The sequence below is a fragment of the Streptomyces sp. NPDC031100 genome, from assembly GCF_055570785.1.
On sequence record NZ_JBVIGN010000007.1, the window covers coordinates 15542 to 30566 of the forward strand.

General features: G+C 71.9%; 13 protein-coding genes. 7 read left to right on the plus strand and 6 right to left on the minus strand.

Annotation, left to right across the window (positions count from 1 at the left end; all coding sequences use genetic code 11):
* Nucleotides 1–13 precede the first annotated feature (13 nt).
* Together ACZ5DS_RS20345 and ACZ5DS_RS20350 are read right to left on the minus strand one after the other, a co-directional pair.
* Nucleotides 14–673: a response regulator gene (locus ACZ5DS_RS20345; RefSeq protein WP_468240387.1), complete on the minus strand. Its 660-nt coding sequence runs from the start codon at nt 671–673 to the stop codon at nt 14–16.
* Nucleotides 670–3012 (minus strand): sensor histidine kinase, encoded by a 2343-nt coding sequence (locus ACZ5DS_RS20350; RefSeq protein WP_468240390.1) that lies wholly within the window; start codon nt 3010–3012, stop codon nt 670–672. Before ACZ5DS_RS20350 ends, ACZ5DS_RS20345 begins: the two co-directional genes overlap by 4 nt.
* 138 nt (nt 3013–3150) lie before the next feature.
* Here ACZ5DS_RS20350 and ACZ5DS_RS20355 point away from each other — a divergent pair, with 138 nt between their 5' ends.
* On the plus strand, nt 3151–4203 hold the full coding sequence (locus tag ACZ5DS_RS20355; protein ID WP_468240392.1) for a lysostaphin resistance A-like protein: 1053 nt from the start codon (nt 3151–3153) through the stop codon (nt 4201–4203).
* Nucleotides 4204–4243: 40 nt separating this feature from the next.
* On the opposite strand, the gene ACZ5DS_RS20360 is transcribed toward ACZ5DS_RS20355, so the two are convergent.
* Complete coding sequence (locus tag ACZ5DS_RS20360; protein WP_468241254.1) at nt 4244–4918, minus strand: M4 family metallopeptidase; 675 nt, start codon at nt 4916–4918, stop codon at nt 4244–4246.
* Nucleotides 4919–4961: 43 nt separating this feature from the next.
* Here ACZ5DS_RS20360 and ACZ5DS_RS20365 point away from each other — a divergent pair, with 43 nt between their 5' ends.
* The 3 genes from ACZ5DS_RS20365 to ACZ5DS_RS20375 all read left to right on the plus strand — a co-directional run bounded on the left by ACZ5DS_RS20365 (nt 4962) and on the right by ACZ5DS_RS20375 (nt 7885).
* Nucleotides 4962–5411, plus strand: a complete 450-nt coding sequence (locus ACZ5DS_RS20365) for a hypothetical protein (RefSeq protein ID WP_468240395.1) — start codon at nt 4962–4964, stop codon at nt 5409–5411.
* Between the two features lie 545 nt (nt 5412–5956).
* The gene (locus ACZ5DS_RS20370) at nt 5957–6718 is read left to right on the plus strand and encodes a polysaccharide deacetylase family protein (RefSeq protein WP_468240397.1); all 762 of its coding nucleotides are present in this window, start codon (nt 5957–5959) and stop codon (nt 6716–6718) included.
* A gap of 165 nt (nt 6719–6883) precedes the next feature.
* Complete coding sequence (locus ACZ5DS_RS20375) at nt 6884–7885, plus strand: phosphotransferase (protein WP_468240399.1); 1002 nt, start codon at nt 6884–6886, stop codon at nt 7883–7885.
* 10 nt (nt 7886–7895) lie between these two features.
* Here the strand turns inward: ACZ5DS_RS20375 and ACZ5DS_RS20380 are convergent, their stop codons facing one another.
* From ACZ5DS_RS20380 to ACZ5DS_RS20390, 3 genes are all read right to left on the minus strand, one after another.
* Nucleotides 7896–8987, minus strand: coding sequence for a sugar ABC transporter substrate-binding protein (locus ACZ5DS_RS20380; RefSeq protein WP_468240401.1), 1092 nt, complete (start codon nt 8985–8987; stop codon nt 7896–7898).
* The gene (locus ACZ5DS_RS20385; RefSeq protein WP_468240404.1) at nt 8984–11479 is read right to left on the minus strand and encodes a SpoIIE family protein phosphatase; all 2496 of its coding nucleotides are present in this window, start codon (nt 11477–11479) and stop codon (nt 8984–8986) included. Before ACZ5DS_RS20385 ends, ACZ5DS_RS20380 begins: the two co-directional genes overlap by 4 nt.
* Before the next feature lie 283 nt (nt 11480–11762).
* On the minus strand, nt 11763–11912 hold the full coding sequence (locus ACZ5DS_RS20390; protein WP_468241297.1) for a hypothetical protein: 150 nt from the start codon (nt 11910–11912) through the stop codon (nt 11763–11765).
* Between ACZ5DS_RS20390 and ACZ5DS_RS20395 the strand changes: the two genes are divergently transcribed.
* The 3 genes from ACZ5DS_RS20395 to ACZ5DS_RS20405 are packed head-to-tail and all read left to right on the plus strand — an operon-like array spanning nt 11842 to nt 15015.
* Nucleotides 11842–12918 carry a sugar ABC transporter substrate-binding protein gene (locus ACZ5DS_RS20395; protein ID WP_468241256.1) on the plus strand — a complete coding sequence of 359 codons (1077 nt, stop codon included), beginning with the start codon at nt 11842–11844 and terminating at the stop codon, nt 12916–12918. The two genes, ACZ5DS_RS20390 and ACZ5DS_RS20395, sit on opposite strands and share 71 nt — an antisense overlap.
* Before the next feature lie 37 nt (nt 12919–12955).
* A complete protein-coding gene (locus ACZ5DS_RS20400) occupies nt 12956–13738 on the plus strand; it encodes an ATP-binding cassette domain-containing protein (protein WP_468240406.1) in 783 nt (260 codons plus the stop codon).
* A gap of 5 nt (nt 13739–13743) precedes the next feature.
* Nucleotides 13744–15015 carry a sugar ABC transporter permease gene (locus ACZ5DS_RS20405; protein ID WP_468240409.1) on the plus strand — a complete coding sequence of 424 codons (1272 nt, stop codon included), beginning with the start codon at nt 13744–13746 and terminating at the stop codon, nt 15013–15015.
* Nucleotides 15016–15025: the final 10 nt, after the last annotated feature.

The following is a 15025-nucleotide window of genomic DNA, read 5'->3' on the forward strand; positions in this document are numbered from 1 at the left end:
AACGGGCCCTCGGTCAGCCCTGTCGGCTCGTGCGGGGCCGGATCAGTCCGCTCTCGTAGGCGAGGATGGTGGCCTGGACCCGGTCGCGCAGGCCGAGTTTGGACAGCAGGGCGTTCACATGGGTCTTCACGGTGCCTGTGGTCACGCCGAGTTCGGCTCCGATCTCGGCGTTGGTCAGGCCGGAAGCGATCTTCAGGAGTACTTCCCGTTCCCTCGGGGTGAGTTGGCCGAGGGCCCCGGTCGCCAGGGGAACCTGAGGGGCTCCGTGTGCGAAGGTGTGGATGAGGCGGCGGGTCACGGCGGGGGCCAGGATGCCGTCGCCTGCGGCCACGACGCGGATCGCGGTGAGCAGGTCCTCGGGCTGGGCGTCCTTCAGCAGGAATCCGGAGGCTCCGGCGCGCAGGGCCTCGTACACGTACTCGTCGAGGTCGAAGGTGGTGAGCACCAGCACCCGCGGACCGTTCTCCGCCGCGGTGATCAGGCGGGTCGCGGTGAGTCCGTCCATGCCCGGCATCCGGATGTCCATCAGGACGAGGTCGGGGGCCTCGGCGGCGGCGAGCGACACGGCCGTCGCTCCGTCTCCGGCCTCGCCGACGACGGTGAGGTCGGGTTCGGCGTCCACGATGGCGGCGAAGCCCGCCCTGACCACGGCCTGGTCGTCGACGACGATCACGCGTACGGCGACGGGGACACCTCCTGGACGGGGGCCGGAGCGGGTCCGGCCGGCAACGACACCCGTACATTACCGGTTGGTCCGAGCGCGATGCGTCCCTCGCCCGCGGCGGCCTGCACCCGCAGGCGTTCGGCGGCCGGGCCGGCGACGGCGAGCGGTACGCCCGTCACCGTGATGTGCACGGTGCCACGGCGCCGCCTCAGGGTCACCCGGGCCGGCCCGCGGTCGCCCGCGCCGAGCGCCGCTTCGACGATCCGGTACGTCGTGACGTGCACGGACGGCGGAAGGTCCCGCGCGGCCTCGGGCAGGCCCCGCAGCCGCACGTCGCGGCCGGTGGCGCGCAGGGTGCGGCACAGCGTGTCGAGGTCGGCGGCGGTCGGGGACGGAGCAAGACGGTCGGCCGGGTCTTCGGCGTCGCCGAGACTGTGCAGCATGTCCCGCATGGCGGCGAGGGCAGCCCTGGCCGTGGTGGCCACCTCGTCGAGTCGTCCCTGCCGGGCCAGTTCGACGAGCGACGCCGTGTGGTGCAGTACGGCCTCGCGCAACGAGACCGCCAGGCGGTGCCGTTCGGCCTCGGCTGCCCACTGTGCATGCCACATCGAGGTGGCGAGCGCGAAGTCGTCGTTCGCCAGAAGGCGCAGGCGCTGGCGTCGTACGACGAGGCCCGCGCCGCACAGGGCGGCACACACTGGTGCCAGCAGGACACACAGGACGGCCACCATCGCCACGGTGGACCCGCCGACCGGATCGCCCGCCAACGAGCCGTCGGCAGCGGCCGTGGCCGTGACGGCCGAGGCTGTGCCGAAGGTCGCCGCGATCGCCGCCGGCCAGGTGGTGGAGGGCCCCCGTCCGTAGGCGGCGAGCGCGTACACCGCGAGCATCTCCACGAACGTGCCCATGGCGAGGAACTGCGACACCCGTGACGGCAGGGGCACCGCGGCGACGGCCACGGGCCCCAGCCAGGCCGTCGCCAGCACGGCGACGAAGGAGGCCAAGGGGGCGCGTCGGCGCCACACCAGGGGCAGCGCGTGCAGGACCAGCAGCACCGTCACGAGGAGCAGCTCCGGTACCGAGGCGCGCCTGGTCCGTTCCGACCAGTCCTCCGTGACCGAGAGGGCGGTGACCACCGGCAGGATCATCGCGGTGAGGGCAAGGGCGGGATCGGCCAGCCGCTGCTCCCTCAGGACATCGCGCCGCCATCCGGGCCCGGGCGGATGCTGGGGCCCGGCAGCGTCGGGCAGTGTCGCGCGGACCAGCCATCCGCCGTCGGGGCGAGGGCCGGCGGTCAGCTCGCCGCCGGCCGCTGCGGCCCGTTCCCGCATGCCGGCCACGCCGCGTCCCGCGCCGAGGCCGCCGGTGTCGTGCGGTGCGGAGGTACGCGGCGGCGCGTTCTCCACGGTCAGTTCCAGCAGGCCGTTCGCCCGGTGGACGCGCACGCGGGAGGCGGCGCCGGGGGCATGACGCAGGGCGTTGGTGAGGGCCTCGCGGACGATTCCGTGGATCGCCTCGGCCGCGGGCCCGGTCAGGTCCTCGGGGATGTGGGCGTCGACGGGCCGGCCCAATCGGCCGAATCCCGCGACCAGTTCCTCGATCTCGGCGCTCGTGGCCTCCGGGCCCGGACGGTCGGTGTCCCGCAGGAGACCGACGAGTCGCTGCAGCGCGGCCATGGTCTCGCTGCCGGTGCGTTCCGCGAACGACAGGGCCTCGGCGGCCAGTTCGGGCCTGCTGTCCTTCAGCCTGCGCGCGGCGTCGACGGTGACGACGACCGAGGTGAGGTGATGGGCACTCACGTCGTGCAGTTCGCGGGCGAGGCGCCGGCGCTCGTGGTCGCCGGCCGTCCGGCGGGCGTGCTCCGCTCCGGCGATCCGGCGGGCCGCGGTGAGCCGTCCGCCGAGCCACTGGCGGCGCGCTTCGCCGAGTCCGGCGCACAGGACGTACACGGACAGGGAGAGCGCCATCGTCAGGAGCGAGGCGCGGAAGCCCTCCTGTACGGCGGAGAGCCCCCAGTCGACGCCCACGAGCCCGACGACGGCGCGGACCGTCACCGGCGCGGGGCAGCGGGCGGCGACGGAGTACAGGGCGATCAGCGCGCCGAAGCCGATGTAGCCGTCCGGCCAGGCGACCATGCCCAGGACGTCGGCACACTGCGCCACGGCGAGAGCCCGTAGAGGTGCCTGCCGGCGTCGGCCCAGCGCGACCGTCTGCAGGGACAGGGCGCACACGACGGCGATCAGGCTCGGCAGGCCGGGCGCTTCGTCCGGGCGCAAACCGGGCCACATCAGGGCACTTTGTCCGACTGCCAGCACCAGGGGCAGAAGCCAGTTGCGTATCGTCTCCATCTCGGCGACGAGCGTAGAGGGCTACCCGGACGCCGGGCACCGGCTCTGAGGCCGAGGCCGATCCCTACCCAGCGATAGAGGCACCGTTCGTGCCGCAGGGCGACGGCAGGGCCGGGTGCCACCGGAGAAGGTGGTGTCATGAAGATTCCTCCGCTGCCCGAACCCCTGCCCTACCACCGACTCGCCCGGCTCTCGGTGCGCCACCGCTGGTGGCGCCCGCTGGTGGGGACCCTGGCCGTGGCCGTGATCTACATGATCACCGTGGTTGTCCTCTACGGCGTCCTCGACGAGTGGGGTTCCCGGAAGGGATACCCCGAGGGCCCCGACGGGGTGGAGTTCGGGCCCGTGCCGGACACCGCCGTGGACCTGCTGCTCCTCGCCGTGGCGACCCCCGTCGTGCTGCTGGCCGTGCGCTGGATCGGGCAGCGCCCGGCAGGCACGGTCTCCTCCGTGACCGGGCGGCTCAGATGGCGCTGGCTGATCCTGTGCGTGCTGACGGGCCTGCCGATCGTCGCCCTGGCGATGGGCGGCATGCTCCTGCTGCCCGCCGACGGCGGCGAGGAGTTCCGGTGGGCGGGCTGGACGGTCTTCGGGCCGGCAGTGGCCATGCTCCTCGTCGTGGTTCCCCTGCAGGCGGCCGCCGAGGAGTACGTCTTCCGGGGCTGGCTGACGCAGGCCGTCGGCGCCTTCATACGCTCGCCCTGGTTCGCGTTCCTGCCCCAGGCCGTTCTGTTCGCCGCCGCCCACGGCTGGGGCACGCCCTGGGGGTTCGCCGACCTGGTGGTGTTCGGAGCGGTGGCGGGCTGGCTGACCTGGCGGACGGGCGGTCTGGAGGCGTCGATCGGGCTGCACACGGCCAACAACCTCCTCGCCTTCGCCGTCTCGGCGGCCACCGTCGACGGACTCAAGAGCGACGAGACCGCGGCGGACGCGACCTGGCCGGTGGTCGCACTCGACGTCGTGAGCATCGTGCTCTACGCGGCAGCCGTGGTGTGGCTGCTGCGCCGCCGCCCACAGGCCGGTACCGCGCCGGCACCGCTCCCGCCCGTGCCGCCGCCCGCGTTCGTCCCGTCGTACGCATCCCTCCCCGGTTCCCCCGTGCCTCCGCCCTGGGTCGGCGGGCCGGCTCCGCACACACCGCCTCCGCCCCCGCACCCCGGTGCTGAAGGGGAGGTCACCGACCGGCCGTGAGCGGTGCCCACGACCGGCACCCCGCCCCTCTCATTCTCATTCAGCGCCGGACAGATCGATCGCCCGGTCCACGTCCTGCGGCTGCAGCGCGCGCAGGATGCCTTCGAGGAAGTAGTAGTCGGCGTACGGCAGGGAGATCTCGATGCCGTCCTCGGCAGGCCGGTTGCGGGTGCAGCGGGCCAGGACGGCCTCGGCGCGTGCCGAGTTCCTGGTCAGGCAGGTCTTCGCCAGGGCGGTCCGACTCGATGGCGTTGCCGAAGTAGTCCGCGATCGCCTCGTTCAAGGCGCCGGACTGGCCGGCGTAGACGAGACCGGCCGAGTGCTCGATGACGCCGTGGGTCATCTCGTGGCCGACGACGTCCAGGGCGGCCGAGAGCGGCCGGTACTCGGCGTCGCCCGAGCCGTACACCATCTTCCGGCCGTCCCAGAAGGCGTTGACGTACGGCTGGCCGTAATCGGTCACGCCCACCAGCGAGTTGATCGTCCCGCCGTGGCCGTCCAGGCTGTCCCGGCCGTGCTTGGTCCGGTAGTAGTCGTAGACCTGCCCGGCGGCCCAGTGCGCGTCCACGGCGCCGGACTCGGTCGCCTCGGTGCCGAAGCCGGGGGTCGGCGAGGAGAACTCCTGCAGGTCGTCGGGCCAGGTGCCGACCAGTTGGCCGGCCCGTCGGCCGCGCGCGTCCCAGGTCGCGAGGCTGTTGCCGGGCTTGCTCTGGATCCGGGTCCGGTCTCGCCGACGAGGCCGCTCCGCGTGTGTCGTCGTGGCTGATGTTCAACTCGACGGTCCTGCCGTCCAGTCGGACGCCCGAGCCTGCCGCCGTACCCGGCGCGGCCTCGTCGGCGAGACGGCGTGCCGCGCTTCCCCGGGCGGCCGTCGCGGGCGTGCCGACGGTCTGGACGCCGCTGTACCGGAGGACCGGATAGCCGGCCTGCGCGTCGATGTACACCTCGCGCAGCACCGGTTCGCCGTGTGCCGGGTCCGTGCCGCGCACGGTGATGTGCCGGGTGAGGACGCCGGTTCCGGTGGGCAGCACGACCAGGCCGTGGGAGGTGCCGCTGAGCGGGTAGCCGTCCTCCTCGGCCGCGCCGAGCCCCTGTGCGTCGAGGTCGTTGCGTACGGCGTCCACGGCGCGCTCGACGGCGAGTGTGTCGTCGACCTCGGCGGTCGCGGTCCGGGTGGGCGATGCGGTAGCGGTCCTTCTTCGTGGTGAGGTACGCACGCGCGGCGCCGGCGGGGCTCGCCGCGGCCGGGGCCTGCTCGCGGATGCCGTCGACCAGGGCGGGCGCGGCCGTCTGCCGGCCCGGGATCAGCTCGCCCGGGTCCGGTGGTGCCGCACCGGCGGCTGCCGCGTCGGCGGGCACCGCCCACACGACGAGTGCGGCGGCGCCCAGGAGCGCCGCCGCACCGGATAACCCGCTTCTTCGCCCCCTCGATACTGCCGTCGACCGCTTCGAGTGCGTTCTCGAACGACGCACGTGTCCAACCCCCCCCACAGGAATCTGGCGTGATCCGGCGGCCGGCCGCCGCCGGGCAGGGGTCATCGAAGCCGTGATGCAACGGCGCATCAACGGGGCGAAGGGGACGAGAGGTGAAATCCGGCCCAGGGGAGCGAGGCGTTCCGCGTGTCGCTTCCCGTCCTTGTCGCAGAAACACCGCGGAATTGTCCGTGATCGGTAACAGCGGGATCCCCCGGGCCTCCCGGCCCGTCCTGCCAGATGCACGGGGGTCACCAACAGGGCGAAGAGCGGAGCGGACATGGCACGGCATGGCGGGCGGGGATGGTACGGCCGGGTGGTCGCGGCGGCGGTCGGCGTGACGGCGGCGGCCGCCGCCACCTCGGTGTGGACCGCGCAGGCCGACCAGCCCGGCGGGCACCGGGCGGCGGCGCGCCCTGCCGCCGCGAAGCCGGCGCCCGTGTCCGCCACCATCGTCCATGCCTCGGACGGCGGCGACCGCGCGGTCAACATCACCATCGACGACGGCCCGGACCCGCGCTGGACTCCGCAGGTGCTCCAGGTGCTGCGGGACAACGGCGTGAAGGCGACGTTCTGCATGGTCGGCACCCAGGCGCAGGCCCACCCGGACATGGTCAAGCAGGTGGTGGCGGCCGGGCACCGGCTGTGCGACCACACGGTGTCGCACGACACCACCATGGACAAGAAGTCCCAGGCCTACCAGTCACAGGAGATCCTGGACGCCGAACGCCAGATCACGAAGGCGTCCGGGGGCGTACGGCCGATGTACTACCGGGCCCCGGGCGGCGCGTTCACCCCGTACAGCCGGCACCTCGCCGCCTCGCACGGGATGCGCCCGCTGGGCTGGAACGTCGACTCCAAGGACTTCGAGCGGCCCGGCACGGAGGCGATCATCGCCACCGTCAAGAGCGAGCTGCACAACGGCCCGACCCTGCTCTTCCACGACGCCGGCGGCGACCGCTCCCAGACCGTGGCCGCCCTGCGCACGCTGCTGCCCTGGCTGAAGCAGCAGGGCTACACCTTCGGCTTCCCCGTGCGCTGAACCGAACGGGCGCGAGCGCTCCCCGGAAAAGGGACCTCCTTTCAAGCGGTGGATGCTCCAACGCGTCTGATTCCTTGGTTACTTCACCTCTTGACGAGCTTGGTTCAGACCTTTATGTTGCAGCCCCCACACGACCGGAGCGACCCATGCACGGTGTCACGCCCGATGCACGATCATGCGTCGCTCACCGTGGACCGGGGCCGGTACGAGGACGCGGTGACTCCCTGGGAGCAGGAGAACTGGCGGACCGCGGCCCTCGACTGGGTGGAAGCCGGACTTGCCGCCCATGGGCTGCGGATGACCGGCCCGCTGCGGGTACGGCTGCGGCCATGGTCCGTCCTGGTGCGGGTGCCCGTGGCCGGGCGGGGGGTCACCTGGTTCAAGGCGAATCCGCCGGCCAGCCGTTTCGAGGGCGCGCTGACCGCCGCGCTGGCGCGATGGGTACCGGAGCATGTGCTGGAGCCGCTCGCGGTCGACGCCGACCGTGGCTGGTCGCTGCTGCCGGACGGAGGTGCACTCTTCCGGAACGTGCTGGAGCGTGCGGCCGTCGAGCCTCGCGCCTGGGAGGATCTTCTCCGCCAGTACGCGAGCATGCAGCGCGCCTTGGTCCCGCACGCACGGGAGATCGAACGGCTGGGTGTCCCGAGTGCCCGGACCGCGGAACTGCCTGAGGTCTTCGACAAGTTGCTCACCGAGAACGCAGCACTGCGATCGGACGAACGTGCGCGGCTCGGCGAACTGCGGCCCCGCCTGGTGGACTGGTGCGCCGAACTCGCGGCCTCGGGCATCGCCGACTCCCTCGACCACTCGGATCTGCACGACGGCCAGCTGTTCAACCCGGAACCGGGCAGGTACACCTTCTTCGACTGGGGCGACGCCGCCGTATCCCACCCGTTCTGCAGCCTGCAGGTCACAGCGAGGAGGGCCTGCGACCGGTACGGACCCGACGTACTGCCGCGCCTGCGCGACGCCTACCTGGAGCCGTGGACCGGAGCCGGCCGCACGACGGCGGAACTCCGGCGCGCGGTGAGCCTCGCGTGGCGCCTGAGCGCCCTCGGGCGAGCCGGCGCCTGGGGCCGCCTGTTTCCCACCGCACCCGGCACCGCCCCCCTCGCCTCACAGAGCGCCGGCACGCTCCTGGAACTCACCGAGGATCCTCCGTTGTAGGGGCCCAGAGCTAACGCCTGCGAACGCCGAGTCCGGCCTTGTCGCAGGCAGGCCGGAGCTCCCGGGTGCAGATCTGGGCGATGGTGTACACGCCGTCCTTGACGAGCGTCTTCCTGACGTCGGCGGCGGTCACCGACCTCGGAGTGAGCAGGACGGACGGGATGTGCTTGGTGGTGGAGCTGTCGGTCGTCGTCGTGGCGACGTCGCGCAGATTCCTGCCGCGCCCCAGGGCGACGGCCATGGCGGCGGCCGCGGCGGCTTCGGTCCCGAAGGGTTTGTAGACCGTCATCAGCTGATCGCCCTTGACGATGCGTCGTACGGCGTCGAGATCGGCGTCCTGGCCGGTGACGGGAGGAAGTTCCCCTGCCCGGGCGCTCCTGAGAGCGGAGATGGCGCCGGCGGCGATGGCATCGTTGGCCGCCAGGACGCCGTCGATCCGTTGCGGGCCCAGGGCCGCGATGGCGGCGGACATGTTGGCGTGGGCGTTCTCCGTGCTCCAGCCGGGGGTGTCGTACGAACGGCGGATCTGCACCTTGCCGGTGAGGACGGACAGCGCACCCTTTCTGAACCAAGCCGCGTTCGGGTTGGTCGGATCGCCGTTCATCATGACGACGTTCCTGCCGTTCGCCCTGTCGCCCATGGCCTTGAGGAGCGCCTCGCCCTGGAGCCTGCCGACCTGCGCACCGTCGAAACTGACATAGCCCGAGATGGGGCCCTCGGCGAGCCGGTCGTAGGCGACGACGGGGACACCGGACTCGTGCGCCTGCTGGATCGAGGAGCGGAGCGCCCTGGTGTCGGCGGCGTCGAGGATCAGGACCCTGACCCCCTTGGTGATCATGGAGGTCATCTGTTGCTGCTGTCTCATGGCGTCGTTGTCGGCGTTGGCGTACTCCATGGCGCAGTGGGGACACAGCTCCTTCAGCCGCTTCTCGATCAGCGGCTTGTCGAAGTGCTCCCAGCGGGGCAGTGACCGGCTCGGGAGCAGCAGGCCGACGGTGAAACCCTGCGCGCCCGTCCTGTCGCCCCCTCCGCAGGCGGCCGGGGGCATCGTCATGAGCCCCGCGACGAGCGCAGCGACGACGTGCCGGGTCCGGGTTCTCATGGCCGATTCCCCTGGTCCGGCACGGCGATCTCGCTCCACACCTGCTTGCCGCTGGCCACCGGCACCGAGCCGAAGGACTCCGACATCGCTTCGACGAGGAGCAGTCCCCGGCCACCGGTGGCCTCCCAGTCCACGATCACCGGCTTGGCGGGCGCGCGTGGCGACGAGTCGCTCACACAGACCCGCACCCGGTCCCCGCGGAGCGTCAGGTCGAGGTGGACCGGTCCCTGGGTGTGCACCAGGGCGTTGGTGACGAGTTCGGACACGACCAGCAGCACCGCGTCGGCCACGTCCGCCACGTTCCACCGGCGCAGCGTGCGCGCGGTGAAACGACGGGCGTGCATGACGGCGTCCGGCAGCCGCCACACCGCCCATCCGGCCCGTATCGGCCGGGTCTTCATGCCGTCATAGCGCAGCAGCAACAGCGCCACGTCGTCCTCGCGACGGCCCAGGTCACCCAGCAGTTCGTCGGCCACGCGTCCTGGATCCGACGGATCGGCCTCGGCGAGCGCGCTGCGCGTGCGCCGCATTCCCTCGTCCAGGGGCAGGTCGGGGGCTTCGACCAGGCCGTCGGTGACCAGCGCGAGCAGCGTGCCGGGGGCCAGCGCGACGGCGGTCATGGGGAACTCCGCCTCAGCGGAGATGCCCAGCGGAAGCGCGCCCTCCACCTGCACCTCCTCGGTGCTGCCGTCGGGATGGCGGATCAGCGGTGCGAGGTGTCCGGCCCGGACGAACAGGGTGTTGCCCTCCTCCAGGTCCAGTTCGGCGTAGCAGCAGGTGGCGAACAGATCGGTCTCCATGCCGACGAGGAGCCGGTTGGCGTGTGAGACCACCACGTCCGGTGGGTGTCCCTCCACCGCGTACGCCCTGACCGCGGTCCGCATCTGGCCCATGATCGTCGCTGCTCCGGCACTGTGTCCCTGCACATCTCCGATGACCAGCGCCACCCGGTCCTCGGAGAGGGCGATGACGTCGTACCAGTCGCCGCCCACCTGCAGGCCGCGCCTGGCGGGCAGATAGCGGGCGACGGCCGTGCCCCCGGACAGTTCGGGCAGACGCCGGGGCAGCAGGCTGCGCTGCAGCATCGTTGCGAGCTCCTGCTCGGCGTCGTACGCGTGGGCACGCCCCAGGGCCTGCCCGACCAGCGCCGCGGTCGCGGTCAGCAGGGAGCGTTCCTCGGGGAGGAACTCGTGCGGCCGGTCCCAGCCGATCAGGCACACGCCGGCGGCCCGGCCCTTGGCCGGCAGCGGCAGGACGGCCAGCCCTCCGGGGCCGATGCCGGCGAGTCCGGGTTCGAGGGCGGTGCCGGCGGGCCACAGATCCATACGTCCGTCCCGCAGGGCGATCCGAACGGTGGGCAGGGCGCCGACCGGCGCTTCGGGCCACTGCGAACGCCACCCGGAACGCCAGGCCTCGGGCCAGGCCGCGCGCTCCGGCGGGTCGAGCACGGTGCCCATGAGCCGGTCGTCCTGCAGCTCGGCGAGCGCCACCCGGTCGGCGCCGAGCGGCTCGCGCAGCGCGGTGACGACCACGTGGCCGACGTCGGCGACGGTGGTGGCATCGTCGAGTGCGGCGGTCAGCCACTGGATCCTGGAGACGTCGTCGGTGCTCCGGGGCAGGACCGGGGTCGCCGTCACCACACCCAGCACCTGGTCCGGCCGGTCGTCGGTGCGCGCGACCACCCGGCAGCTCAGGCTGAGCCAGCGCATTCCGCCGGTGGGCCGGCGGACCCGGAACTCCAGTCCCCGACCGCCGAGCGCGTGGGCGGGCGGCTCCAGGAGCGACATCAGTGCGTGCATGTCCTCCGGGAGGGTGTGCGCGAGCAGGGTGTCCGCCTTGCCGTCGAACTCGTCCGGCGTGATACCGACCAGCTCCAGGAGGGTCTCGTCCGCCTCGATCAGGCCGGTGTCCGGCTCCAGGGCGAACGAGCCGACGCGCAGACGCCGCAGGGCGGGACCCAGCAGCGGCGACGGCGCGGGGCCCGCGGCCGCCGCCGGCAGCAGGCCTGGAGCGACCGCGTCGGCGTACCGCTCCAGGAAGCGCTGTTGCTCGGTCTCGAAGCCGTCCGCGCACGTGCCCACGACGACGAGGCAGCCCAGGCGTCTGCCTTCGGCTCCGAGGGGCAGTGCGCCGAGCGACACCTCCGCTCGTGACGGTGTCGGGCCGCCCTCGGAGAAGGAGGCGAGTGCCGCTGGGTTCAGCCACAGAGGCCGGCCGGTGCGGAAGACCTGGGCCGCGGGTGAGCCACCGGAAAGGATCAGGCGCTCCGGCAGCCGGTACGCGGAAGCGGTGGATCCGGCGGTTTCCAGCAGCCGAAGTTCTTCCGTCCCGGCACCGAGCGCATAGACCGCTGCCAGCGCCGCTCCGGCGAACGTCAGGATGCGCACGGTCGCGGCGGCATCGGGCAGCGGCTGCGGGTCGGTACCGGCGGCGTCGGCCACGGATGCCCGCAGCTGCGCGATCGTGGCCCGGGCACTGCCGTCCTGAGGCATGTCCGCACCTACCTCCCGTTCAGGCCGAGGTGGTGACAGGGTGCGACGAGGGCCCTCCACCAGAATCGCACATGCGAGCTAACCGGACAGATCGGCGGACCGGTCGACGAACCTGTCGCCGGGTTCGCAGATCACCGCGGCCGGTGTCAGACTGACGACGTGGTCGTCTTGCCCCATCAGCGTGGCGGTCTCGCGGGGGCGGGCGACGCCGCGTCACGCCCGGCCCGCACGACCCGGTCCGCCCGCGCACGAAGGCCTTGACGCCACCCCCGCCGGTCCCCGCTCACCCGCCCTGCCGTTCGTGCGTGAGCCGGTTGCCGACCGTTCGGTGTCCGAGGGAGGTCTCTCCCATGAAGGCCTTCATGGCGAACGCGGCCATGGCCATGGCCGCGGCCTCGACGATCGTCTCTGCCGCGGCCTGCGGGACGGGCACCGGGAACACCTCGCACGGGGGAAACACACCGAGGATCGGAGTGCTGCTCCCGGACGCCACCACTGCTCGCTGGGAGACACGGGACAGGCCCCTGCTCGAGAAGAGGATCAAGGAGCTCTGCGCCGACTGCACGGTCGAGCACGCCAATGCCAGGAACGATGTGGCCCTCCAGCAGGAACAGATGGACTCGTTGATCACCCAGGGGGTCGACGCCATCCTGCTGGTGGCCGTGGACGCCAGGGCGCTCGGCCCCACGGTCCGGAAGGCGCATGAGGCCGGCATCCCCGTCATCGCCTACGACCGCCTCGCCGAGGGCCCGGTCTCGGGCTACGTCTCCTTCGACGGCGAGCAGGTCGGCAGGCTTCAGGGCAGAGCCCTGTTGAAAGCCATGGGCGACAAGGCGCGCAGGGGCCAGATCGTCATGATGAACGGCGATCTCAGCGACCCCAACGCGGTGTCGTTCAAACAGGGCGCACTGTCCGTACTCAGCGGGAAAGTGAAGATCGCCAAGTCCTACGACACGCAACAGTGGCGGCCGGAGGCGGCGAACATGAACATGTCCGCCGCCCTCTCCGCTCTCGGCGCCGGCCACATCCAGGGGGTCTACGCCGCCAACGACGGCCTCGCCTCCGGAAGCATCTCGGCGCTCAAAGCCAACAAGGTCGACCCGCTGCCTCCCGTCACCGGCCAGGACGCCGAACTCGCGGCCGTGCGGCGTATCGTCGCCGGCGATCAGTACATGACGGTCTACAAGCCGTTCGGGCCCGAGGCCTCCGCCGGCGGCGCCTTGGCGGTGGCCGCGGCCCGCGGTGACAGCCTCGACCGGGTGGCCACGGCCAAGGTGCGGACCCGCGGTGGGACCGAGGTTCCGGCCGTCATGCTCACCCCGGTGTCCGTGACCGTCGCCGACATCAAAGGCACCCTGGTGAAGGACGGCGTGTACACGGTCCGGCAGATCTGCAGCCCCTCGCTCGCGGCCGCCTGCGAGAAGGCCGGGCTGAGCTGACCGAGCGGTTCGACCGCGGACGGGCCCCGGGAAGGAGATGGTTCTCGTGCCGGCTCCCCCCTTGCTGGCGCTGCACGGCGTGTGCAAGCGCTTCGGTGTCGTCGATGTCCTGACGGACATCGAGCTGGAGATCCACGCCGGCCAGGTCCTCGCTCTCCTGGGCGACAACGGGGCAGGCAAGTCCACCCTGGTCAAAGTGATCTCCGGTGTCGCCCCCGCGGACACGGGCACCATCGAGTGGGAGGGCCGGACCGTCCACATCAGGCGCCCCCATGACGCCCGGGACCTCGGCATCGCCACCGTCTACCAGGATCTCGCGCTGTGCGGGAACCTCGACGTCGTCGGCAATCTCTTCCTCGGCCGGGAGATCCGCAGGTTCGGGTTCCTCGACGAGGTGGAGATGGAGCGCCGCAGCAGACTCCTGCTGGAACGGCTGACCAGGGGCATCCCCGATCTGCGCGGGCCCGTCGTCTCGCTGTCGAGCGGCCAGCGGCAGACCGTCGCCATCGCTCGCTCCCTCCTCGGCGACCCGCGGGTCCTGCTCCTGGACGAACCGACCGCGGCTCTGGGATTCGAGCAGACCACCGAGGTGCTGGACCTCGTCGACCGGCTGCGGGACCGGGGCCTCGGAGTGCTCCTCATCAGCCACAACCTGGGGGATGTGAAAGCTCTCGCGGACCGGGCCGCCGTGCTGCGGCTGGGTCGCAACAACGGCTTCTTCGACGTGAGCACCGCGTCTCAGGAACAGATCATCTCCTCCATCACGGGTGCCACGGAGAACGTGCCCCGCCGGACGGCTCACCAGGAGGCAGGGTGGTGAAAGGGATGCACGACATGGCGGACAACACGCGAGCCGAACCGCCCGCACCCACCGCCGAGGCCCCTCGGTCGCACCGCGCGCGGGCGGTCGCCCGTGCCATGGAGGGCTGGGCCGCCGCCGGCCGGCACCGGCTGCGCGCCGGCGAACTGGGCTCGCTCCCCGTCGTCCTCGTCCTCGCCGTGGTCTGGATCATCTTCCAGTCCCTCAACGACAACTTCCTCTCACCGCGGAACCTGTCCAACCTCAGCGTGGACATCGTGGGCACGGGCCTCATCGCGGTCGGCATCGTCTTCGTGCTGCTGCTGGGTGAGCTCGACCTGTCGGTGGGCTCGATCAGCGGCCTCGCGGCGGCGGTCTTCGCCGTTCTGAACGTGAACAGCGGCGTGCCGGAATGGCTCGCGCTCATCGTCGCGGTGCTCGCGGGCACCGTGGCGGGATCCGTGCAGGGCTTCTCCTTCGCCCGGATCCGGGTGCCCGCGTTCGTCGTCACCCTCGCCGGGCTGCTCACCTGGAACGGCGTCATGCTGTCCATCCTCGGGACGAGCGGCACCGTGAACCTCGACGAGAACGGGCTCGTCGCCAAGCTGACCAGCTATTACTTCAGCAACGACGGCGCCGCCTACGGACTGGCGGCCTTCGGCACGGGCATGGTCTTCCTCGCGTCCCTCCTCGACAGACGGCGCCGCAAGGCCGTGGGCATGCCGCACCGCTCGCTTCGGCACATCGCCGCCCGTACGGCAGGACTCGCGGTGATCAGCTTCGCCGCCGCGTATCTGCTCAACCGGTTCCAGGGTCTGCCTCTCGCCCTCCTGATCTTCCTCACGGTGGTGGCCGGGCTCGACGTCCTGCTCCGGCACACGCACTACGGACGGCAGGTGTACGCCCTCGGCGGCGGTGTCGAAGCGGCCCGTCGTGCCAGTCTCAACGTGATGCGGGTGCAGACCGCGGTGCTCGCGGTCTCGGGCACCATGGCCGCGCTCGGCGGCCTGTTCCTGGCCTCCCGCATCACCTCGGTGAGCCAGGGATCGGGTTCGGGAGTCCTGCTGCTCAATGCCATCGCGGCGGCCGTCATCGGTGGCACCAGCCTGTTCGGAGGACGCGGTACGACCTGGTCCGCGGTGCTCGGCATCCTGGTCATCCAGTCGATCGCGTCGGGCATGGCGCTCACGGACACCCCCACCGCCGTCCAGCTCGTGATCACGGGCGGGGTGCTCTTCGCCGCGGTGGTCATCGACTCACTGTCGCGACGCTCGCAGGAGGCACATGGACGGGCTTGACGGGGCCGCG